Genomic DNA, 21,121 nt, shown 5'->3' with positions numbered 1-21,121 from the left:
GATGACGACTTCCGACAGACGCCTGCCCGGCTGGGCCAAGGCCCTCGCCGCGCTCGTCCTGGTGCTCGCCGTGCTGTTCGCCGGAATCCGGCTGGCCGTGCTGCCGGGCATCAAGGACCTGTTCGGCACCGAGACGCACGACCGTTCCGGTCCCGCACTCCTGAAGTCCCTCCAGGACATGAGCCGTTACAACGCGGCCTCGGGCAACTTCCAGGTCGTCGTGGACCTGGACAAGGACGCGAAGTTCCTGCCCGACGCCATCCGCGGCACCCGCACCCTGTACGTCGGCGCGGGCACCGTGGACGCCTATGTCGACCTGGGCCGGGTCGGCGAGCGGGACGTGCGGGTCGACGGCGACCGTACGTCCGCCACGCTCCGGCTGCCGCACGCGCGGCTCGGCAGACCCGCCCTCGACCCCGACCACTCCTACGCCGTCTCCAAGCAGCGCGGGCTGCTGGACCGGCTCGGCGACCTGTTCTCGGACAACCCCAACAGCGAGCAGGCCGTGCAGAGGGTCGCCGTGCGGCACATCGGCGACGCGGCCCGCGACAGCGGGCTCACCGCCCGCGCCGAGACCAACACCACCGGCATGCTGCAGGGCCTGCTGCGCTCGCTCGGCTTCAAGGAGGTGCACGTCGACTACGGCTCCTGAGCGGGCCGGGGGCCGTCAGCCGCCGAGCACCCCCGGCAGCACCAGTGCCCCCAGCACCGTGGCGCCGGCCAGCAGCCAGGCCACGTAGTCGCCGACGTGGCCGGACTGCAGGTGGCGCAGGGGCGCGGCCCAGTCGGGGGCGGCCACCCAGCGCGGGCGGGTCACGGCGAGGCCGGCGAGGGCCGCGGCCAGCGCGGTGGAGGCCACTCCCAGCAGGGCGCCGTGCGCCGTCCAGTGCGCGGAGGCGTGGGCGCCGCCCGAGCCGGCCTCGTTGACGGAGCGGGCCACCAGGTCGCCGAAGCCGGGCGCCACACCGACGGCGAAGGCGCCGGCCAGCAGCACCGCGGGCACCGTCGTCATGGTGTCCGGGATCCGGCGCAGCAGGCTGCCGGTCTCGGGCTTCTCGTCGGATCCGCTGGTCTCGTACTCGGCGTCCCGCGGGCGCGGGCCGAGCCCGAGGAACACGCGGGCGGTGACCCGCAGGACGGCGCCCGCGGTGATCGCGGAGGCGGCCACGTACACCACGGTGAGCGGGCCGCCGACCGCCTCCTCGGTGACCGACTTGCCGAGTGCGGTACCGAACGGCGGCAGGCCCGCGAGGCCGAGGGCGCCGACGGCGAACATCACCCCGGTGGCGTGCAGCGAGCGGGCGCGGCCGTGCAGCGCGTGCTCGTCGACGCTGCCGTACCGGTCGAGCAGGACGCCCGTGCAGGCGAACAGCGCCGCCTTCACCCCGGCGTGCCCGAGGAGGTAAAGGGCGACCCCGTCGTCGCCCTCGGGGGTGAGGACGCCGAGGCCGATGAGGAACAGGCCGGTGTGGGCGACGGTGGAGTAGGCGAGCAGCCGTTTGATGTGCCGCTGGTACCAGCACATGACGGCGCCGATGGCGGCGGTGAGCGTGCCTAGGGTCACCAGGGCCCGGGTCAGGTCGGCGGCGGGGATGCCGCCCGGCCCGGCGAAAACGGTGCCGTACACCCGCCAGACACCGTAGGCACCGAGTTCGACCATCACCCCGGAGAGCAGCATGCAGACCGGGGTGGGGGCGACGGCGTGCGCGTCCGGCAGCCAGAAGTGGAAGGGCACGGCGGCCGCCTTCACCAGCAGTCCGGTCAGGACCAGCACGAAGGAGGCGAGGACGAGGGCGTCCGGCCCGCCGTGCGCGTCGAGGCCGCGCCCGATCTTCGACATGGACAGCTCGCCGGTGCGGGCGTACAGCAGGCCGATGCCCAGCAGCATGGCGTACGCGCCGAGGGAGTTGACGACGCCGAAGGTCAGGGCGCCCTGGACGGCCTTGGCCTCGTCGATGCGGTAGCCGGTCAGGGCGTAGGCCACCACGCTCATCAGCTCGAAGAACACGAACGCGTTGAACAGGTCGCCCGCGAGGGCGAATCCGCACATGGCGCCCTGGAAGACCAGCATCAGCGCGGTGAACGCGCCGGTGCGGCCGTGCGGGGGCGCATCGAAGTAGCGCCAGGAGTAGGCGAGGGCGGCGAGCGTCAGCAGCGAGGCCAGCGCGGCCATGCCGAGCGCGGGGCCGTCGCCGACCACGACGATGCCGACGCTCTCTCCGTCGACGGGCAGCCAGCCGCCGACCCACTCGACCATCGGCGGTGAGGAGTTCAGCAGCAGCATCAGCGCGAGGGCGGCCGTACCGCCGGAGACCACGAAGCCGGTGATCTCGACGGCGACCCGCGGCAGATGGCGTCCGGTGACCACCAGCAGGGCGGCCCCGAACAGCGGGAACGCGACGAGCAGCGGGAGCAGATGGTGCATCAGCCGCGCAGCTCCCGCAGTTCGTCGGGGTCGACCGTGCCGTGCCGTTTGGCGATCTGCAGGACCAGGGCGAGCAGCAGCGCGGTGACGGTGGCGCCGACGACGATGTCGGTGAGGGTGAGGGCCTGCACCACGGGGTCGACCACCGGCCGGGAGCCGGGCTCCAGGTCGGAGAAGACGGGCGCGGTCGCGCCGTCGCGGTAGCCGACCGCCAGCAGCAGGACGTAGGTGGCGGACTGGCAGACCGCGAGGCAGCCGACGGCGTGGACGAGGTTGCGGCTGGTGGCGAGCCCGTAGCAACCCGTCAGGAAGACGTAGGCGGCGATCAGGTAGGGAAGGGTGTGCATCACGGTGTTCTCACCTGCCGTGCTCCTCCTCGATCTCGACGGCCTGGTCCAGGAAATGGGCGAGCAGGACGACGGCCGCGCTCGCCACCTCCATGCCGATGGCCGCGTTCAGCAGGGGGACGGTGCCGCCGGAGGACAGCGTGTTGAAGGTGCCGTACGGCAGCAGCGTGTTGGCCAGGAACGCGGTGCCGGCGAGGACTCCGGCGAGGCCCAGCACGAGGTAGGCGCAGACGGCGACGGCGTCGGAGGTCTCGTAGACGGCGAGCGGGCGGACCCGTTCCAGCGCCCGGTAGTCGGCGCCGAGGTAGAGCAGGTGCAGGGCGGTCGCGGCGACGACCCCGCCCTGGAAACCGCCGCCCGGGCTGAGCTGGCCGTGGGCGATCACATAGAGGCCGGTGACCAGGGCGACGGGCAGCGCGATCAGGGCGTAGCGGCGCACCGGCCGGGCCACCTCGGCGGGTTCGGGCGGGGCGCGGTGCTCGTCGCGGGCCTGGCGCAGCAGCACCACGCAGCCGAGGACGGCGGCGAACAGGATGCTCATCTCGCCGAGGGTGTCGTAGGCCCGCTGGTCGAAGTTGACGGAGGCGATGGTGTTGGCGGTGTGCCGGTCGAGGGAGGCGTGGACGGCCCGTTCGCCGTACGGGTGCCGCCTGCCGCCGAAGTCCGGCAGGTCGAGGCAGGCGGCGACGAGCAGGGCGGCCATGCCCCCGCCGCCGACGGCCAGCAGCCACAGCCGCAGCCGGTTCACCTCGCACCCTCCTTCGTCCTCACTCGGCGCCGTCCTTCGCCCGGCCGCGCCGTCTGATCTTGCGGACCGAGAGCATGATCAGCAGCGGGGTCAGCGCCGAGCCGACGGCCAGCTGCGACAGGCCCACGTCCGGGGCCTGGAGCACGGTGAACAGCACGGCCAGGACGATCCCCAGCACGGACAGCACGAGCGCCTGGCGGGCGGGGTCGCGCTGGGCCACGGCGGCGGTGGCGGAGGCGGCCACCAGCAGCAGGGCGACGACGATCACGGCGTCGGCCATGCCGCACCTCCCCCGCGACCACCCGGCACCGGGTCAGCCACCGCGCACCCCCCGGAAGCCGCCCGACAGCGCCCGTGAGGCGATCACGTTGCCGCCGATCAACAGGGCGCCGATCACCAGCAGTTTCACCATCGCCCGGCCCGGCCCCGTGGCCACGCACAGCGCGACCACGACGGCCGCGCCCAGTCCGGCGGCGGTCCAGGTCAGTCCCCAGGAGCCCGGCCGTTCGCGCTCCGGCTCGTCGGACAGGAGCCGGGCGAAGACCAGCGTGCCGACCGGGCCGAGCAGGGCGAGCAGCAGGGCGAGGTCGACGTAGGACGGACGGCCGTAGCCCTGGGAGAGGAGCAGCAGGGCCGGGCACAGGGCCGAGGTGGTCAGGTTCTGGGCGATCACCCGGCGGGCGGTGGGGCCGGTGGTCACACCCCACAGGGCGGCCGCCCCTCCCCCGCCCAGGGCGACGGTCGCGGCCAGGATCCAGCCGTTCACCGCCAGGTCACCGCCCGCCGGCCGGCCCGGGCCAGGACGGCGCCCACGGCGGCACAGCTCGCGCCCACGATCCGCTCCAGGGTGTCCACCGTCGTGACGAGCACCAGCCACAGCAGCGCGAGCGCCGCCCACCAGGCGAGGAGTTCACCGGCGGCGAGGAGGACCGTGCGCGGGGCCGTACGCCGGGTCATCCGCCACCTCCTCGGTCCGCTCCGCACACATGTGCGGCGCTTCCTCCGTCGCTCCGCTCGGTGCATCCAAGCACCGCCGGGCCCGCGGCGGGGCGGCGGCACGCTGGTCCGCATCCGGAGTGCCCCGGGAGCGTGAACGGAAACCGGCGGCGTGCTCCCGGCGCCCTCGGGAGGGCGGCATCCCGCGGCGTATGCCGGGTAACCGGCCTACGAAGCAGGGAAGTTGAGGACTGGAGGACCGGATGGCCCGTACCGCCCCGCGCCTGCCCGCCGTCTTGCGTGCCCCCCGGAAGCGGGAGCGGGCCGAGCGAGACCGCCCGCCGGCCACGCGGCACGTGCTCCCGCTGCCCGTCCGGCTGCTGGCGATGCTGGTCGCGTTCGCGTTCATGGTCGCGTTCGCCGTCGTCCTGGCCCGGCTCACCCTGCAGCCGTCGCCGGCCTCGGTGCCGCTGACGCACAGCAATCTGCGCCCGGGCCACTCGTTGCGGGCCTATCTGGAGCACGGGCAGTTCCGGGACACGGTCAAGCAGGTCGGCGGGAACGTGCTCCTCGGCGTGCCGTTCGGGGTGCTGGTACCGGTCCTCGCACCGCGCGCCCGGGGGATGCTCCGGGTGCTGGCGCTGACGGCGCTCGTGATGCTGATGGTGGAGCTGGCGCAGGGTGCGCTGGTGACCGGGCGCGCCTTCGACATCGACGACGTCATCCTCAACACCGTGGGAGCGCTGGTGGGTTGGCTGCTCCTGGGGCGGCGGCTCGGGCGCGGGGTCCACCGGCGGGTGCGGCGGCCGTCGGCCGGTGAGACGTCGGCTGATTGACCGTCAGCAACAGGTCCGTACCAGAGTATTGACGCCCTCTTATCTCACTCCTTAAATCAAGAGGAATCTCGCCCCCCACGCCGAACGGAGAGCCATGGTCTCCCCACGCCTGCTCCGCAGATGTCTCCTCGCCGTCCTCTCCGCCGCGCTGGTCGGCTCCGCCGCCGTCGGCCCGGCGCAGGCCCGGACCGACGCCCCGGCGGCGGCCGCCGCAGCCACCTTCTCCGACAGCTTCGACGGGCCCGCGGGCTCCGCGGTCGACGGCTCGAAGTGGACGCTGGAGACGGGTGACAACGTCAACAACCACGAGCGGCAGTACTACACCTCGGGCACGAAGAACGCGGCCCTGGACGGCCAGGGCCACCTGGTCATCACCGCCCGGAAGGAGAACCCCGCGGGCTACCAGTGCTGGTACGGCAGCTGCCAGTACACCTCGGCCCGGCTGAACACCGCCGGGAAGTTCAACGCCCAGTACGGCCATGTCGAGGCGCGGATGAAGATCCCGCGCGGGCAGGGCATGTGGCCGGCGTTCTGGATGCTCGGCACGCCGGTCAACTGGCCGGACTCGGGCGAGATCGACATCATGGAGAACGTCGGTTTCGAACCCTCCACCGTGCACGGCACCATCCACGGCCCCGGATACTCCGGTTCCGGCGGCATAGGCGCCGGCTACACCCTGCCGAACGGGCAGGCCTTCGCCGACGCCTTCCACACCTTCGCCGTCGACTGGGCGCCCGACTCGATCACCTGGTCGGTGGACGGGAACGTCTACCAGCGGCGCACGCCCGCCGACCTGGTCGGGAAGACCTGGGTGTTCAACAAGCCGTTCTTCCTCATCCTGAACCTCGCGGTCGGCGGCTACTGGCCCGGCGACCCGAACAGCTCCACGCAGTTCCCGCAGCAGTTGGTGGTCGACTCGGTGTCGGTGACGACGAGCGGCAGTGCGGCCGGGGTCCCGGTCCGGGGCCTCGCGGGCAAGTGCGTGGACGTGGCCGCCGCGAACCCGGCCAACGGCACCCCGGTCCAGCTCTACGACTGCAACGGCTCCGCCGCGCAGGCGTGGACGGTGGGCTCGGACGGCACGCTGCGGGCGCTCGGCAAGTGCCTGGACGTCACGGGCAACGGCACGGCGGACGGCTCGACCGTCCAGCTGTGGGACTGCACCGGCGGCCCCAACCAGAAGTGGACCGTCACCGGGGCGCACGACATCGTCAACCCGCAGGCGAACAAGTGCCTCGATGTCACCGGGAACAACTCGGCCAACGGGACGCGGCTGCAGATCTGGACCTGCACGGGCGGCGCCAACCAGAAGTGGACGGTCGGCTGAGCCGTCGGTTCAGCGCAGCGTCCAGGTGTACTTGTCGCCGCCCACGAAGCGGACCACGTCCGGGTCGTCCAGGTCATGGATGGGAATGCCGTAGGAGGCGGCCGTCTCCAGCACGTCCGTGACGGTCCTGGCCTCGCCGACCACCTGACCGTCGATCTCCATGATCCTGAAGGGCGGCTCACCGTGCCTGCCCGGGCACACACCGAGCACCAGGATGCGCGGATGGGAGATGTAGGGGGCTGCTTGTTCGGTCATGCAATTCAGCGTAGAACGCGGCGCGGGCGGACGGGTCATCCGCGGGAGCCGTTCAGGAGATCGAGGACCGCGGCCTCGACCGCTCCCTGCGTGGCCGGGCGCCCGAAGTCCCCGTGTTCGCCCGGCCGGGTGAGCACGGGGGCGATCGTCACGTCCCGTTCGAACATCTCGAAGACCGTGGGACCGATGTACGACGCCCGGCACACCGCCGGGGTGTGGCCGAGACAGGTCGCGGGAGCTGGTGCGCAGCCTCATGGGCTCACGGCCGGCGCCAGTCGTCGCTGGTCAGGTGGGAGCCGGCCTGCGGGCCCATGCGGAGCATGCCGCCGTCGACGCTCCAGGAGGCACCGGTGACGTAGGAGGCGTCCGGGCTCGCCAGGAAGGCGATCACGGCGGCCACCTCGCGGGCGTCGCCGGGCCGTCCGAGCGGGACGCCGGGGCGGGACTCGGTGTGCACGTCGGTGTCCTCCTGGCCGGTCATCGGCGTGGCGATCTCGCCCGGCGCGACGGCGTTCACGGTGATGCCGTACTCGGACAGCTCCAGGGCCATCACCTGGGTGAGCAGCCCGAGACCGCCCTTGGCCGCGCAGTACGGGGCCGCGCCGACCCGGGGCTGGTGCTCGTGCACGGAGGTGACGTTGACGATCCGGCCGCCGTCGCCCTGCCGGATCATGCGCCGCGCGGCCCGCTGCCCGAGCAGGAACGGGCCGACGAGGTCGACGTCCAGGACCCGGCGCACGTCCGCCAGGCTCAGGTCGAGGTAGGGGGTCATGGTGCCCGTACCGGCGTTGTTCACCAGCACGTCGATGCGGCCCAGCTCGTCGCACAGCTCGTCCACGGCGTCGGCCGCCTCGGGCAGCCGGTTGAGGTCCAGCCGGGTGACGGCGGCGCGGCGGCCCCGGTCGCGGACCTCCCGCGCGGTCTCCTCGGCGCCCTTGTCGTCGGTGTGCCAGGTGATGCCGATGTCCAGGCCCGCCTCGGCCAGACGTACGGCGGTGGCGCGGCCTATGCCGGAGTCGGCGCCCGTGATCAACGCCGTTCGCTGGGCGGCCGGAGCGGACATGGCGAACCTCCTTGCACGGTCACGTGGACGAGCCTTCGCAGTACCCGGGGGCGAGGGGGACAAACGGGATGGAACCGTCGCGGTCACCGGCCGTCGCCGGCCGCGGGTGCTCCGTGGCCGGCCGCGCGGTTCCCCGCCCCCCTGCGGGGCGCGCCGGCCGCACCGAGTGCCGTGCGGACCGGGTCCGCCTGGGCAACCCTGGAATCCCGAGCCGGAGGTGTACGCATGGAGCCCGTCGCCGCCCTCGACCGGATCGCCTTTCTGCTGGAGCGGGCGCTGGCGCCCACCTATCGGGTACGGGCCTTTCGCACCGCTTCCCGGGTGCTGGCCGAGCTGCCCGCGGCCGAGGTGGCCGAGCGCGCGGCAGCGGGGACCCTGGAGACCCTGAAGGGCGTCGGGCCCAAGACCGCGCAGGTGGCGCGAGAGGCACTGGCCGGTGAGGTGCCGGGTTACCTGCGCAAGCTGGAGGAGGAGGCCGGTACGCCGGACCCCTCGGCCGCCGGCGCGGGGCTGCGGGCGCTGATCCGCGGGGACTGCCACACCCACTCGGACTGGTCCGACGGGGGCAGCCCGATCGAGGAGATGGGGCGGACCGCGGCCGACCTCGGCCATGAGTGGACCGTCCTCACCGACCACTCCCCGCGGCTGACCGTGGCCCGTGGTCTGTCGCCGGAGCGGTTGCGCGAGCAGCTGGCGGTGGTGGCGGAGCTGAACAGGCGGTGGGCCCCCTTCCGGCTGCTGACCGGCATCGAGTGCGACATCCTCGAGGACGGTTCGCTGGACCAGGAGCCGGAGCTGCTGGAGCGCCTGGACGTGGTCGTGGTGTCCGTGCACTCCAAGCTGCGGATGGACGCCAGGTCCATGACCCGCCGGATGGTGGCCGCGGTCCGCGATCCGCATGCCGACGTCCTCGGGCACTGCACCGGCCGCCTGGTGACCGGCCGCGGGCGGCCGGAGTCGGAGTTCGACGCGGACGAGGTGTTCGCCGCGTGCGCCGAGTCCGGGACGGCCGTGGAGATCAACAGCCGGCCGGAACGGCTGGACCCGCCCCGCCGGCTGCTCCGCGAGGCCGTGGACGCGGGGGTGCTGTTCTCGATCGACACCGACGCGCACGCGCCCGGCCAGCTGGACTGGCAGATCCTCGGCTGCGCCCGCGCGCAGGAGTGCGGGGTGCCGGCCGAGCGGGTGGTGACGACGTGGTCCGCGGACGAGCTGCTCGCGTGGACGCGCGAGGGCCGGACGCCGGCACGCGTGGCGGGTGCCGGGCGTGGTACCCGGTCCCGCGAGTGAGAGAAAGGGATCCCTGATGGACCGTGCCGCCGTCTTCGACGTCGACGGAACCCTCGTCGACACCAATCACCTGCATGTCGTGACCTGGTGGGAGGCCTTCCGGCAGGCGGGCCACGAGATCCCCATGCACGCCGTGCACCGGGCCGTGGGCCTGGGCTCCGACGACCTCGTCGCGCATCTGCTCGGCGACGACCGGGACAAGGACGGGGACGCCGGACTGAGCGCGGCGCACAAGGCCCTCTACGGTCAGTACTTCGACCGCCTCCCGGCCCTGCCGCGGGCCGGGGAACTGCTGCGGCGGCTGCACCGGGACGGCTGGACGGTCGTCCTCGCCACGTCGGCGAGCGGTGCCGAGCTGGGCGCGCTGCGCCGCGCGATCGACGCCGACGACGCCATCGCGGACACGGCGAGCGCCGACGACGTCGAGGAGGGCAAGCCCGCACCGGAGCCGGTGGAGCACGCGCTGGAGCTGGCCGGGGTCCCGGCGTCGCGAGCGGTGTTCGTCGGGGACACCGTGTGGGACATGCAGGCCGGCAGCAAGGCCGGGGTGCGCTGCGTGGGGCTGCTGTGCGGCGGGATCCCCCGCGCCGACCTGGAGGAGGCCGGGGCGGAGGCGGTGTACGCCGACCCCGCCGATCTGTTCGCCCGGCTCGACGGGAGCCCACTGGGCTGAGCCTCACCCAGGGTGACGCAGGTCACGGAGGTGCGCGGAACACCACAGGGTGGTTGCCCGTTGAACAAACCGTGGGTGCGGATGGGACAGTGTCCCCGGGCCTCACCATCCGCCCACAGGGACGATCGTTCGGCTGAAGCCCTGTGGAGCCTTTCGCCGAGAGGCGACCGCCGTCCGTGCCCACCACTTGGCCGCCCCGGTCGTGATTCCCCCGTCACGGCCGGGGCTCTCCTCATGGACCCGGCCGCCGCTCACCGGCCCTGCCGGCTCACGGCGCCCGCGGCCGGCGTCGTGCTCGGCGTCCGTCCGGAGTCGAGGAATTCCCGCAGGTCCGCCGTGAGCAGCTCCGCATGCGTGGCGAACAGGCCGTGGCCGCCGTTCTCGTACGCCTTCAGGGTGCCGTCCGGCACGAGCCGTGCCAGCCGCTGCCCGGTGAGGGCCAGGGGCGCGGAGGTGTCGTGGGTGCCGTGCACGACGAGCACCGGGAGGTCCAGCGCCGGCAGCTCCGCGACGAGGTCCAGGGTCGCGACGACGGCCCGGATGCCGGTCGCGCCGCGGGGCGTGGCGACCAGGCAGCGGTCGATCAGGTAGCGGACATAGGCCGGGGAGACGTCGTTGCCGGGCTGCCGGACGGCGAAGAAGTCGTCCGCGAAGGCGGTGAACCAGGCGGCGCGGTCGCGCCGGAAGAGTTCCTCGTCGGCACGGACGAGCGCCGGGTCCACGCCGTCGGGGATGTCCGGGGAGCGGACGAGACCGGGGCTGACGGCGGCGACGAGGGCGACGCGGTCGACGCGTGCGCCGCCGTGCCGGGTGAGGCAGCGGATCACCTCGGCGGTGCCGACGGAGTGCCCGACGAGGGTCACCTCACGCAGGTCGAGGTGGTCGAGCAGGCCCTGGACGTCGTCGGCGAGGGTGTCGAGGTCGTAGCCGGACCAAGGGTCGTCGGAGCGTCCGTGGCCCCGCCGGTCCAGGGCGACGCAGCGGTAGCCGGCCTCCGCCAGGGGCAGGGTCTGGTACTCCCACATCTCGTGGCCGAGGTAGGCGCTGGCCACGAAGACGGCGACCGGCCCGGTGGCGGGGCCGTGGTCGGCGTAGTACAGGCGGGTGCCGTCGACGGGGCTCTCGAAGTACGGCATGGGGGCCTCCTCGGTGGGTCCGGCTCGGGTCGGGCGGGACGGGCTGTCCGCCGTGTTCGACGCCCTCGATGTTTCCGTGCACCGGCCGGCGCGGTCGATTACCCCTGGCGTCATGCCGCGTGTGCGGGGGCGGCCCCCGGGTACCCGGCCGGTCGTCGCAAGCCGGCGCCGCGAGGACGGAAGGAGCCGAAGGTGAGCAGCTCAGCGGGCAGCAGAGTGGTCGTGACCGGCGCCACCGGCAATGTCGGGACGAGCGTGGTGCGCCTGCTCTCCGAGGACCCCCGGATCAAGTCGGTACGGGGGCTGGCCCGGCGGACGCCCGAGTGGTCTCCGCCGAAGACCGAGTGGTCGGCGGTCGACCTGGCCGCGGACCGGGCGAACCTCGCGGAGCGGTTCGAGGGCGCCGACGCCGTGATCCATCTGGCCTGGGCCTTCCAGCCGACCCACGATCCGGCCACCACCTGGCGCACCAACGTGCTCGGCGGGATCCGGGTGTTCGAGGCGGTCGCCGCGGCCCGGGTGCCGGTCCTGGTGCACGCCTCCTCCGTGGGCGCCTACTCGCCGGGACCGAAGGAGGAGGCGGTGGACGAGTCCTGGCCGACGCACGGCTGGCCGGACGCCGCGTACTGCCGGGAGAAGGCCTACCTGGAGCGCACGCTGGACGTGTTCGAGCGCGATCATCCCGAGGTGCGGGTGGTGCGGATGCGCCCGGCCTTCCTGTTCAAGTGGGAGTCGGCGAGCGAGCAGCGGCGGATCTTCGGCGGGCGCTTCCTGCCCGGACCGCTGGTCCGCCCCGAGCTGCTGCCGTTCCTGCCGGACGTCCCGGGTCTGCGGGTGCAGGCGCTGCACACCGACGACGCCGCCGAGGCCTACCGGCTCGCGCTGCACACGGACACCGCCCGGGGCGCCTACAACCTGGCCGCCGATCCGCCGCTCGACGCCGGTGTGCTCGCCGGACTGCTCGGCACCCGCCCGGTGCGGCTGCCGCGCGTGGCGGCCCGGTCCGCGATCGCCGCCGCCTGGGGCCTGCATCTGCTCCCGGCCTCGCCGCACCTGTTCGACGCGGTGCTGCGGCTGCCTCTGATGGACTGCGCGCGGGCACACGCGGAACTGGGATGGCAGCCGAAGCGGACGGCGACCGAAGTACTGCGGGAGTTCCTGGACGGCCTGCAGAGGGGCGGCGGGACGGAGACCGAGCCGATGCGGGGGCGCAAGGTCGGCTGAGCGACACACCGGGAACCGAGGAGGCGAGGAGAACGCCATGGCCGTAGAGCGGGAGCGGGAGCCGGAGCAGAATTCCGGTGCGGACGAGCGGCCGGTGCCGAGGGATCTGCCCGACCAGCAGGCCGGGCCCGAGGACGACCCGTGGGACGTCGTGCCCGGGCATCCCCTGGACGACGAACCGGACGAGGGCACGGCGCCGGACACCGACGAGGCGGGCAGCGGCCCCCGGGGCGCGCCCCGTTCCGGCACGGTGCACCCGGAGCATCCGACACCGCAGGAGCCCACGGCCTGAGGCGGCACCGGGAGAGCTTCGGCACCGCGGGCGCCCGCCGGACGCGTGTCCGGCGGGCGGTCAGCGTGGGCTGCGTTCCTCGAGGGCGGCCCGCCAGGCCGGCAGGCGGTCCTCGCCGACCGGCTCGGGGCGCCGGCCGCCGCTGGCGAAGAAGTCGGCCAGCGGCAGGATCGCGGCGCCGACGGTGACGGCGTCGGGGCCGAGCCTGCCCAGTTCGATGGCGACCTTGTCGGCCGGGTGGCGCAGGGCGTACGTCGTCGCGTGCCTGCGTACGGCGGGCAGGAAGCGGGTGCCGAGCTGGAGTCCGGCCCAGCCGCCGATGAGGATCCGCTCGGGCTGGAAAAGATTGATCAGGTCGGACAGGCCGGCGCCCAGATACTCGGCGGTCTCCTCCAGGACGCCCAGCGCGACCGGGTCGGCCGCGGCGCCCTCGGGCGGGTAGGCGGCGGCGAGCATCGCGGTGAGCGCGGTCTCCTCGTCGGTGCCCTCGGGCGGGCGTCCGCCCTCCTCGCGCCAGCGGGCGAGCAGTGACTCGGCGCCCGCGTAGGCCTCCAGGCAGCCGGGCGCCCCGCAGCGGCAGCGGCGTCCGCGGACCCGGACCGTCAGATGGCCCCACTCGACGGCTCGCCCGTGCTCCACCTCGGGGGTGACGAGGCAGGCGCCGACACCGGAGCCGAAGAGCACGACGACGGCGTTGCGGGCGCCGCGTCCCGCGCCGAACCACATCTCCGCCTGCCCCAGCGTCTTGGCGCCGTTGTCGATGAAGTACGGCACCTCCTCGGGGAGCTGGGAGGTCGAGCGGAGCAGCCGCTCCAGCGGTACGGCGTTCCAGCCGATGGTCTGCCCGTGCACGACGGCACCCCGGTCAGGGGTGTGCTCGACGATGCCGGGAACGCCGACGCCGACGCCGAGCAGCCGCTCGGGCACGGCCTGTTCGGCTCCGAGCACCTCGGCGATGCCGTCGCGGATGTGACCGGCGATGACGTCCACGTCGTAGCCCTGCGGGGTCAACGGGCGTTCGGTGCGGGCGAGTTCGGTGAGGGCCAGGTCGAACAGCTCCACCCGGACCCGGGTCTCGCCGACGTCGACGCCGATCATCTGACCGCTGTGCGGGGCGACGCGCAGCAGGGTGCGCGGCCGGCCGCCGTCGGAATCGACGCTGCCGGCCTCCTCGACCAGGCCGTCGGCGACCAGGTCCGCGACGACGTTGCTGACCGAGCCGGAGCTGAGTCCGGTCGCCGGGCCCAGCTCGAAACGGCTGAGCGGGCCGTCGAAGTACAGCCGCTGCAGCACCGCCGTGCGGTTGCCCCGTCTCAGGTCGCGTACCGTGCGCCCGTTGCGCGCCGCCATGTGGCTCCCTTCACGAACCGTGCCCGACCTGCAACATACCCCTTCGGGCAGCCGGGGCGCGACATTCTCCCAACCCTTAGTTCATGTTATGAGCTAAGCGGGAGGCGGGTGATTTCGTCCAGCGCGGCGACGAGTTCCGGCGCGACCGCCTCCTGGACCCGGCGGGCCTGACGCGCCCCGACCTGCCGCGGGACCGTCTCGACCAGCATGATCAGGTACAGATAGGCGCGGTACAGGGCAAGCCGGACGCGCTGCGTACGGCCGAAGGCGACCCGGCCCCCACCGTCCCGGTAGCCGGCGAGGAAGTCCCGGTCCTTCTCGATGTCGTCCAGCAGGGCGAGAGAGGCGAAGTCGGCGATCGGGTCGCCCCAGAACATGCGCTCGCCGTCGATCAGGCCCCCGATGCGGGGCCCGGCGGGGGTGCGGTCGACGAGGATGTTGCCCCGCCACAGGTCGAAGTGGACCGGGCGCGGGACGGTGACCTCGTCCAGCGCCCCGTATCCCGACCGGAGCGTACGGGCCACCTCGTCGACGGGGTGCGGCAGCTCGGCGGCGTAGTCGCGGGCGTCGGCCAGGACCGCGTCGGTCATCGCGGTGAACGCCGTACGCCAGCTGGGGGCGAGCGGTCCGAGCGCACCCGACGGGTAGCCGAAGCCGGGTCCGGCGAGCCGGTGCAGCCGGGCCACCTGCGCGCCCAGCTCGCGGCGCAGGGCAGCCTGTTCCGCCCGGGTCAGGGAGTCGTCCCAGGGCGTTCCCGGGCAGAGGGTCTGCAGCGTGTGCCGCACCGCCGGGCCGGCGTCCGTGTACACCGTGCGGGGCACCGGGACACGGGCCTCGGCGGCGGCGCGGCAGAACTCCTCCTCGCAGCGCAGCAGCCGGGACTCGTAGCGCAGGCCCGGTCCGGTCGGCGCGGTCTTCAGCACATAGCGGCCGCCGTCGGTGAGCCGCAGTTCCTCGACGCTGTTGTAGGTGCCGCCGCCGAGGGGGCGCACCGTGGCCAGCCGGGCGGGCGGCATGCCCGCCTCGGCCAGGACCCGCCGGGCCCGCTCCTCCGAGTCCCCCACCGTGCCCCCCTCCCCCGCGGCTCAGCCGGCCGCGCACACGTCCTCGACGTAACGCCCGTCCGCCACCGGTCCGTCGAGCCACCGCTGGGCCGCCGCCTCGTCGGTGCCGGGGGTACGTTTCCGGTACAGGGTACGGAACACCGCGCGGACTCCCGGTGCCGTGCGGGCGCCCGTCGCCGCGGAAGCGGCCGGGCCAAATCCGTTGGACCACTCCCCCGTTGACTACCTACGCTAGCCAGGAACCTAGGGCCTCTAGGTTCACGCCCGTCGCATCCGTAAGGACTCCCCGTCATGAGAGCGCTCACCGAGCAGGACATCCGCAATTCCTTCGTCAACTGCTCGAAAGGGGAGGCCAAGCGGCTGGCGGTCCCGCGCGACCTCGGTGAACGCCCGTGGGACGATCTCGACTTCCTGGGCTGGCGAGACCCCGGCGCGCCCGACCGCAGCTATCTGGTCACCGAGCGGGGCGGCGGGCTCGTCGGCGTCACCCTGCGCTTCCCGGCCTCCCAGCGAAGTTTTCTGCACCGCAGCATGTGCTCGCTGTGCCTGACCACGCATCCGGGCGGCGGGGTCTCGCTGATGACCGCGCGCAAGACGGGGGCGGCGGGCCGCGAGGGCAACTCGGTCGGTCTGTACATGTGCACCGACCTGGCGTGTTCGCTGTACGTCCGGGGCCGGAAGGTGCCGGAGTCCGGCGCGCGGTTCGAGGAGAGCCTGACCCTGCAGGAGCAGGTCGCCCGGACGACGGGCAACCTGTCCGCGTTCATCGACAAGCTGTACGACTGAGCCACACCCGGCGACGGCCGGCACGACTTCGCGGACAGAAACAGTCCTCGATCGGCCACGTTCGATGCACCCCAGGAGCGGGAACAGGCCAAGGGATGCACGACGTACGGAAGTGGACCTCGGGACTGAAGCGCCTGGTGGAGCGACACCGGGAGCCGGTGGTCGTCCAGACGCTGCGGTCGGCCGCGGCGGCGACGGTCGCCTACGTCATCGCCCTGCGCCTCAGCCCGGAACCGGCCCCCCTGACCGCGCCCCTGACCGCTCTGCTGGTCGTCCAGGTGACCTTCTACGCCACGCTCACCAACGGCATCCGCCGGGTGAACTCGGTGGTGGCCGGCGTGCTGGTCGCCATCGCCTTCAGCGTGCTGGTGGGGCTGACCTGGTGGAGCCTGGCGCTGCTCATCGTGGCCGCGCTCGCCGTGGGGCACCTGGTGCGGGTCGACGAGTACGTGGCCGAGGTGGCGATCAGCGCCATGCTGGTGCTCGGCGTGACCACCGTCGGGTTCACCGCCTGGGCACGGATCGTGGAGACGCTGATCGGCGCGGTCGTCGGGACGGCCTGCAACCTGCTGCTCCCGCCACCGGTGTGGGTGGACGAGGCGGGCCGGTCGATCGAGGACCTGGCACGCCGGGTACGGCAGTTGATGCTCCGGATGGGCGAGGAGGCCGCGGGCCGGACCCCCTGGCAGCAGGCGGCCGAGCGGCTGCACGAGGCACGCCGGCTGGACCATGACATCGTCCGGGTGGACGCGGCGCTGCGGCAGGCCGAGGACAGCCTGCGGCTCAATCCGCGGGTGAAGGAGGGCCTGCTGCACCGGGTGGTGCTGCGCACCGGACTGGACACCCTGGAGATCTGCACGGTGGTCCTGCGGGTGCTGGCCCGCTCGTTCACGGACCTGGCGAAGGCCCGCGGCTCCGAGGAGCTGTTCCCGCCACGGGTCGGCGCGACCGTGGAGCAGCTGCTGTCGGAGATCGCCGACGCGGTGGTCAGCTTCGCCGTCCTCGTGACCACCCATCTGAGCGAGAACGCCGAGTCGGCCGAGGCCCGGCTCACGGCCGAGCTGCACACGGCGGCCGGCACCCGGGACCGGCTGGCCGAGCTGCTCCAGGAAGAGGTCCGTCAGGACTGGGAGAACTGGCAGCTGATGGGCGCGGTGCTGACCGAGGCGAACCGGATCATCGACGAGCTGAACACCGAGCACCGCACCCGCCGCCTGCTGGAGGAGCTGGACCGGGTCTCCCGGGAGCACCGGGCGAAGCTGCCGCGGATGTCCCGGCTGCGCGAGCGCCTCGGCGTCCAGGAGGAGCTGTGGCGGAACCGTACGGGCTTCGGCGAGCGTTCTCCGTGAGGGAAGTGCCGGAACGGGTCGGCACGGGACGTGAGGGGGCGGTCGGATGACCGGCGCGGCGGTACGGATCGACGGGAACACCCTGCGGCTGCCGGGCGGGGTGGCGGTGCGGTTCATCCGCACGCTGCGGCTGCCCGAGACGGGCACGCATCCGCTGCCGCCGGGACTGGGCGAGTTCCCGGTCCGGCGGGTCGCCGACCACGCGGACACGGTCCCCGAGGAGTGGCGGGCGCGCGGTGGCGTGATGCTGCCGGTCTATCTCCGCGAGGCGATGTGGCTGAGTTTCACCGGTACGACGGAGCCGGCCGCGCTCCAGGTCGGGGTGGGCAAGGTGTGCGCGGTGTCCGGCAAGCCGTGGAGCGACCGGCTCTCCCGGCGGCCGCAGAACTATGTGGTGCTGCCCCGCCAGCCCTGGCTGGACGGCATCAACTCCGGCAGGGGCACGGTCCGCCAGTTCGTCGCGGTGCCGCTCGGGCTGGGCGCCACCGTGGAGGGCCAGGTAACCGGCGAGGAGGTGTGGGGCGGCGTCCAGCTGCAGTCGTTCCCGCTCCGGGAGGACGTGCTGGCCGAGTGGCGGCGCCAGGAGCGGGAGCGGCTGGAGCGGGAGCGGCTGGAGCGGGAGCGGAACGCGCGGGCCCGGGCGGCCGGCGGGTACGGCGCGGCCCCGCAGATGATGGCCGCCCCGGGCGCGGCGATGCCGCCGGCGGCCGCCGCTCCCGGCTCGGCCCTGCCCCCGCCCCCGGCCCCCGGCGCGGTGCCGCAGGCGCCGGGCGGCGCGCCCCGGCGACGCGCCGCGGCCATGGGCCTGGGCGTCGGCGGCTCCATGCGACAGGAGGTCTACCGGGACGACCGGCCGCTCAGGGACTGGTCCCGGGAGCCCGCCGGGCGGGTGTTCGTCCACCTGGTCACGCCCCCGGAGTGGCGCCGCATCACCGGCGAGGCGCCCCCGCCGTCACCGGTGGACCGGGCGGCCTACACGCAGGCGGGACTGCCCTGGTACGACTACTACGACGCGGACGCCGAGGACCTCGCCCCCACCGACACCCTGCGGGCGGTCGAGCCGGTCGGCGACTGGCTCGGGGACGACCTGGACCCGTGGCAGGCGCCGTCCGCCGGCCAGGTGAGCCCGCTGAAGGACGCGCCGGGCAAGCCGGTCGAGGACGGAGACTGGTAGGCCCGTTCCGGCCGCGACCCACCGTTGCACCCTGCGCAACGACCGTTGCCGGGCTTGCCCCTGACAGTGGGTACAGGTCAAGGTGGCTGTCACGACAGGGGCGACCGACGACCTGAGGTGGGCATGGACACGGAGGCCAGGACGGCGCGCCGGGGGTCGCCCCGGTTCGAGCGGGGCCGGGACGGCCGGCGGGACTGGACCAGGCGCCGGTTCGCCGGAGCCCTGGCGGGCACGGCGGCCGTCGTGGTGGTGCCGTCCCCGGCGGCCCCGCCGGCCGACACGCCCACCGCGCACAGCGCGCCGAAGACCGCCGCGCCGCCGCGGAAACCGTCCGGGCCCCGCCCGCTGTACGTGGGCACCTACACCTCCGTCGACGGCGGCGGCACCGGCATCGGCCTGGCCGCGTACGACCCGGTGACGGGCCGGATCACCGGATCAGGCACGCTCACCGGGGTCCCGGACCCGTCGTACCTCGCCGTGCACCCGGACGGCCGGACGCTGTACGCGGTGGACGAGCGGCAGGACGGCGGCGTGACGGCCGTGCGCCTCGCGGACCGGCGGGTCCTCGGCACCCGGAGCACGGGCGGCGCGGGTCCCTGCCATCTGTCGGTGCATCCCTCCGGGCGCTGGCTGCTCAGCGCCGACTACGGATCGGGCACGGTCTGCGTGCACCCGATCTACGCCTCGGGCGCCCTGGGCGAGCGCGCGGATCTGGTCCGGCACTCCTCCCCGGCACCGGGTCCGGGGCAGCAGGGCCCGCACGCCCACCAGTTCCTCACCAGCCCGGACGGCGGTCACGTCCTCGCCGTCGACCTCGGCACCGACACCGTCTACACCTACCGCCTCGACGAGGCCGCGGGCACGCTCACGGAGGTGGCGCAGGCGCACACCCGGCCCGGCGCCGGGCCCCGCCATCTGACCTTCCACCCCGGCGGCCGGTACGCCTATCTGGCCAACGAGGGGGACGACACGGTCGCGGTCTGCGCCTACGACCCGAAGAGCGGCCGCCTGACGATCGGGGAGCCGCAGCCGACGGGTTCGGGCGGCGGCGGCAACTATCCGGCGCAGATCCTGGTGACGGCGAACGGCGCGTACGCCTTCCTGGCCAACCGGGGTCACAACAGCCTGGCGCGGTACGCGGTCGAGGGCGGCGGGGCCCGGCTGCGGCTGCTCGGGACGGTCCCGGTGGGCGGGGACTTCCCCCGGCAGATCGCGTTCTCGCCCGACGGCCGGCTGCTGTTCGCGGCGAACCAGCGCTCCGGGACGGTCAGCGTCCTCCACGTCGACACGGACAGCGGCGTACTCCGCTCGGCCGGCGAGCCGTTCGCCTCACCCGTCGCCGTCTGCGCGCTGCCTCTGTAGCGCGCGGGGGCAGGCGGCGGCACCGGCCTGCGCCAGCAGGGCGTGCATGCGCTCGGTGAGCTGGGCGACGTCGTCGGCGGGCGCGTGGAAGGGCAGCCGTACGTCGCCGTGGGCTCGGGTGCGCTCGATGCGCAGGGTCAGTCCGTGCCGGTCGACGGCGAGGGGGGCCACCCGGGTCGCGGCGTGCAGGCTCTCGGGCCGCACCAGGCGGGTGAGCCGCTCGACGGCGTCGGGGTGGGCGTCGGCGAGGTGGGTGAGCAGCCGGGACTCGGCGTCGCCGAGGGGGTCCGGCCGGGCCGCGGCGAACTCGCCCAGGTCGACGACCACGGCCCCGGAGGACTCCCGCAGCACGACACGGGTGGGCCGGAACAGCAGCGAGCCGTCGGTCGGGGCGAACCATCCGGCGAGATACAGCCGGGCGCGGATGCGGCCCCGCACCGGGACGGGGGCCACGTCGGCGAACTCCAGCGCGGCCGAGGGCTCTTGGCGTGGCGCGCAGATGGCCGCCGTGAGCAGGGCGCTGTCGTCGGGCACCGTCAGCCGCACCTCGCCGTCGTCGGTGACGGTGTGCGCGCCGACGTACTCCTCGCGTACGCCGTCCGCGGTCACCGCGCACGACCACGCGGCGGCCAGCACCGACCGCGCCCGTTCCGCCGCGCCGGGTGCGGCCGTCCAGTCCTGCGTGTCACCCATCCCGAGACCTCCTTAGGTAAGCCTTGCCTAACCTATCGGAGAACGGTGCGCACGCCAACCAGGCCCCGCCGCACGAACGGAGCTTTTCGGGGAGCCGAGACTCAGGCGATGACACCCAGCAGCGCACGGGCGCACAGGTCTCGCACCTGCTCACGGGTCAACTCGCCCCCGCGCAGCCACTCCAGGCACACGGCCGTGATGAAGGCGAGCCAGCCGCGCACGGCCAGGCGCACCTGGGGGGCGTTCGCCAAGGCGGGCCCGAACTCGGGGTCGGCCGCGAGCGCGGCCAGGATCTGCCGCTCCTGGGCGGCCAGCGCCCGCTGGTAGACGCGGCGTACGACCTGGTCGCCGGCCGCGTCGGCCCGGTGGAAGGCCCGGAAGCCGTTGGCGTGGGCCTCCACGTAGCCGAGGTAGGTCTCGAGGCCGGCGGTGAGCTGCTCGCGGACCGGCACTCCGGGCACGGCCGCGGTCATGCGCAGCATCCGCTCGCTCTCGCGCTCCACGACCGCGGCGAAGAAGTCCCGCTTGGTCGGGAAGTAGTGGTACAGCAGCCCGCGGGAGACCCCGGCGATCTCGGCGACCTGCTCGATCCACACGTCGTCGTAGGGGCTCTCCGAGAACAGCTTCGCGCCGACCGACAGCAGCTGCGCACGACGCTCCTCGGTGCTGAGTCTGCGCCGGGCGCGCTCCCCCTGGTTCGCGGGCATGGCGTCACCTTACTTGACGCCGGTTCAACAAGCGGACCACACTGGAACCCGTTATTGAACTCACGTATAACACGCGCGCGCCAC

25 protein-coding genes are annotated in these 21,121 nt (G+C 73.8%); 11 read left to right on the top strand and 14 right to left on the bottom strand.

Annotated features, from left to right (window positions below; genetic code table 11):
- Window position 1 precedes the first annotated feature (1 nt).
- Window positions 2-652, top strand: a complete 651-nt coding sequence (locus ACZ5CW_RS09815; protein WP_468599769.1) for a DUF4230 domain-containing protein — start codon at window positions 2-4, stop codon at window positions 650-652.
- A gap of 15 nt (window positions 653-667) precedes the next feature.
- On the opposite strand, the gene ACZ5CW_RS09810 is transcribed toward ACZ5CW_RS09815, so the two are convergent.
- The 6 genes from ACZ5CW_RS09810 to ACZ5CW_RS09785 form a co-directional block, all read right to left on the bottom strand.
- Window positions 668-2,425 carry a complex I subunit 5 family protein gene (locus ACZ5CW_RS09810; RefSeq protein ID WP_468599768.1) on the bottom strand — a complete coding sequence of 586 codons (1,758 nt, stop codon included), beginning with the start codon at window positions 2,423-2,425 and terminating at the stop codon, window positions 668-670.
- On the bottom strand, window positions 2,425-2,772 hold the full coding sequence (locus ACZ5CW_RS09805; protein WP_468599849.1) for a sodium:proton antiporter: 348 nt from the start codon (window positions 2,770-2,772) through the stop codon (window positions 2,425-2,427). The genes ACZ5CW_RS09810 and ACZ5CW_RS09805 overlap by 1 nt, the downstream gene beginning before the upstream one ends.
- A gap of 10 nt (window positions 2,773-2,782) precedes the next feature.
- Entirely contained in the window at window positions 2,783-3,475 is a 693-nt protein-coding gene (locus ACZ5CW_RS09800) for an MnhB domain-containing protein (RefSeq protein ID WP_468599848.1), read from the bottom strand.
- A 64-nt stretch (window positions 3,476-3,539) separates the two neighbouring features.
- Window positions 3,540-3,800 carry a Na(+)/H(+) antiporter subunit B gene (locus ACZ5CW_RS09795; protein ID WP_468599767.1) on the bottom strand — a complete coding sequence of 87 codons (261 nt, stop codon included), beginning with the start codon at window positions 3,798-3,800 and terminating at the stop codon, window positions 3,540-3,542.
- 33 nt (window positions 3,801-3,833) lie between these two features.
- The gene (locus ACZ5CW_RS09790; protein ID WP_468599766.1) at window positions 3,834-4,286 is read right to left on the bottom strand and encodes an MrpF/PhaF family protein; all 453 of its coding nucleotides are present in this window, start codon (window positions 4,284-4,286) and stop codon (window positions 3,834-3,836) included.
- Entirely contained in the window at window positions 4,283-4,477 is a 195-nt protein-coding gene (locus tag ACZ5CW_RS09785) for a hypothetical protein (RefSeq protein WP_468599765.1), read from the bottom strand. The genes ACZ5CW_RS09790 and ACZ5CW_RS09785 overlap by 4 nt, the downstream gene beginning before the upstream one ends.
- 242 nt (window positions 4,478-4,719) lie before the next feature.
- Between ACZ5CW_RS09785 and ACZ5CW_RS09780 the strand changes: the two genes are divergently transcribed.
- Entirely contained in the window at window positions 4,720-5,292 is a 573-nt protein-coding gene (locus ACZ5CW_RS09780) for a VanZ family protein (RefSeq protein ID WP_468599764.1), read from the top strand.
- Window positions 5,293-5,386: 94 nt separating this feature from the next.
- Window positions 5,387-6,619 carry an RICIN domain-containing protein gene (locus ACZ5CW_RS09775; RefSeq protein ID WP_468599763.1) on the top strand — a complete coding sequence of 411 codons (1,233 nt, stop codon included), beginning with the start codon at window positions 5,387-5,389 and terminating at the stop codon, window positions 6,617-6,619.
- 9 nt (window positions 6,620-6,628) lie between these two features.
- Here the strand turns inward: ACZ5CW_RS09775 and ACZ5CW_RS09770 are convergent, their stop codons facing one another.
- The 3 genes from ACZ5CW_RS09770 to ACZ5CW_RS09760 all read right to left on the bottom strand — a co-directional run bounded on the left by ACZ5CW_RS09770 (window position 6,629) and on the right by ACZ5CW_RS09760 (window position 7,937).
- Window positions 6,629-6,874: a hypothetical protein gene (locus tag ACZ5CW_RS09770; RefSeq protein WP_468599762.1), complete on the bottom strand. Its 246-nt coding sequence runs from the start codon at window positions 6,872-6,874 to the stop codon at window positions 6,629-6,631.
- 35 nt (window positions 6,875-6,909) lie between these two features.
- Window positions 6,910-7,041: a hypothetical protein gene (locus ACZ5CW_RS09765; protein ID WP_468599761.1), complete on the bottom strand. Its 132-nt coding sequence runs from the start codon at window positions 7,039-7,041 to the stop codon at window positions 6,910-6,912.
- Between the two features lie 92 nt (window positions 7,042-7,133).
- The gene (locus tag ACZ5CW_RS09760) at window positions 7,134-7,937 is read right to left on the bottom strand and encodes an SDR family oxidoreductase (RefSeq protein WP_468599760.1); all 804 of its coding nucleotides are present in this window, start codon (window positions 7,935-7,937) and stop codon (window positions 7,134-7,136) included.
- 225 nt (window positions 7,938-8,162) lie between these two features.
- Here ACZ5CW_RS09760 and ACZ5CW_RS09755 point away from each other — a divergent pair, with 225 nt between their 5' ends.
- Together ACZ5CW_RS09755 and ACZ5CW_RS09750 are read left to right on the top strand one after the other, a co-directional pair.
- Complete coding sequence (locus ACZ5CW_RS09755; protein WP_468599759.1) at window positions 8,163-9,227, top strand: PHP domain-containing protein; 1,065 nt, start codon at window positions 8,163-8,165, stop codon at window positions 9,225-9,227.
- A 16-nt stretch (window positions 9,228-9,243) separates the two neighbouring features.
- Entirely contained in the window at window positions 9,244-9,900 is a 657-nt protein-coding gene (locus tag ACZ5CW_RS09750; protein WP_468599758.1) for an HAD family hydrolase, read from the top strand.
- A gap of 251 nt (window positions 9,901-10,151) precedes the next feature.
- On the opposite strand, the gene ACZ5CW_RS09745 is transcribed toward ACZ5CW_RS09750, so the two are convergent.
- Window positions 10,152-11,036, bottom strand: a complete 885-nt coding sequence (locus tag ACZ5CW_RS09745) for an alpha/beta fold hydrolase (RefSeq protein WP_468599757.1) — start codon at window positions 11,034-11,036, stop codon at window positions 10,152-10,154.
- 192 nt (window positions 11,037-11,228) lie between these two features.
- Between ACZ5CW_RS09745 and ACZ5CW_RS09740 the strand changes: the two genes are divergently transcribed.
- Both ACZ5CW_RS09740 and ACZ5CW_RS09735 read left to right on the top strand, forming a co-directional pair.
- Entirely contained in the window at window positions 11,229-12,260 is a 1,032-nt protein-coding gene (locus ACZ5CW_RS09740) for an SDR family oxidoreductase (RefSeq protein WP_468599756.1), read from the top strand.
- Between the two features lie 37 nt (window positions 12,261-12,297).
- Entirely contained in the window at window positions 12,298-12,552 is a 255-nt protein-coding gene (locus ACZ5CW_RS09735; RefSeq protein WP_468599755.1) for a hypothetical protein, read from the top strand.
- 60 nt (window positions 12,553-12,612) lie between these two features.
- On the opposite strand, the gene ACZ5CW_RS09730 is transcribed toward ACZ5CW_RS09735, so the two are convergent.
- Window positions 12,613-13,902 carry an ROK family protein gene (locus tag ACZ5CW_RS09730; protein ID WP_468599754.1) on the bottom strand — a complete coding sequence of 430 codons (1,290 nt, stop codon included), beginning with the start codon at window positions 13,900-13,902 and terminating at the stop codon, window positions 12,613-12,615.
- Between the two features lie 86 nt (window positions 13,903-13,988).
- On the bottom strand, window positions 13,989-14,966 hold the full coding sequence (locus ACZ5CW_RS09725) for a phosphotransferase family protein (protein WP_468599753.1): 978 nt from the start codon (window positions 14,964-14,966) through the stop codon (window positions 13,989-13,991).
- 291 nt (window positions 14,967-15,257) lie between these two features.
- On the opposite strand from ACZ5CW_RS09725, the gene ACZ5CW_RS09720 reads away from it, so the two are divergent.
- The 4 genes from ACZ5CW_RS09720 (at window position 15,258) to ACZ5CW_RS09705 (ending at window position 19,637) form a co-directional block, all read left to right on the top strand.
- Window positions 15,258-15,752: an FBP domain-containing protein gene (locus tag ACZ5CW_RS09720; protein ID WP_468599752.1), complete on the top strand. Its 495-nt coding sequence runs from the start codon at window positions 15,258-15,260 to the stop codon at window positions 15,750-15,752.
- 95 nt (window positions 15,753-15,847) lie between these two features.
- Window positions 15,848-17,101, top strand: a complete 1,254-nt coding sequence (locus ACZ5CW_RS09715) for an FUSC family protein (RefSeq protein WP_468599751.1) — start codon at window positions 15,848-15,850, stop codon at window positions 17,099-17,101.
- A gap of 46 nt (window positions 17,102-17,147) precedes the next feature.
- Window positions 17,148-18,275, top strand: a complete 1,128-nt coding sequence (locus ACZ5CW_RS09710; protein ID WP_468599750.1) for a hypothetical protein — start codon at window positions 17,148-17,150, stop codon at window positions 18,273-18,275.
- A 123-nt stretch (window positions 18,276-18,398) separates the two neighbouring features.
- Window positions 18,399-19,637, top strand: a complete 1,239-nt coding sequence (locus ACZ5CW_RS09705) for a lactonase family protein (protein ID WP_468599749.1) — start codon at window positions 18,399-18,401, stop codon at window positions 19,635-19,637.
- Here the strand turns inward: ACZ5CW_RS09705 and ACZ5CW_RS09700 are convergent.
- On the bottom strand, window positions 19,605-20,330 hold the full coding sequence (locus tag ACZ5CW_RS09700; protein WP_468599748.1) for a DUF2470 domain-containing protein: 726 nt from the start codon (window positions 20,328-20,330) through the stop codon (window positions 19,605-19,607). The two genes, ACZ5CW_RS09705 and ACZ5CW_RS09700, sit on opposite strands and share 33 nt — an antisense overlap.
- 101 nt (window positions 20,331-20,431) lie before the next feature.
- Window positions 20,432-21,037, bottom strand: a complete 606-nt coding sequence (locus ACZ5CW_RS09695) for a TetR/AcrR family transcriptional regulator (protein WP_468599747.1) — start codon at window positions 21,035-21,037, stop codon at window positions 20,432-20,434.
- Window positions 21,038-21,121: the final 84 nt, after the last annotated feature.

It is taken from the genome of Streptomyces sp. NPDC031379 (assembly GCF_055569615.1).
This window is presented reverse-complemented; position numbering and strand designations above follow the sequence as displayed.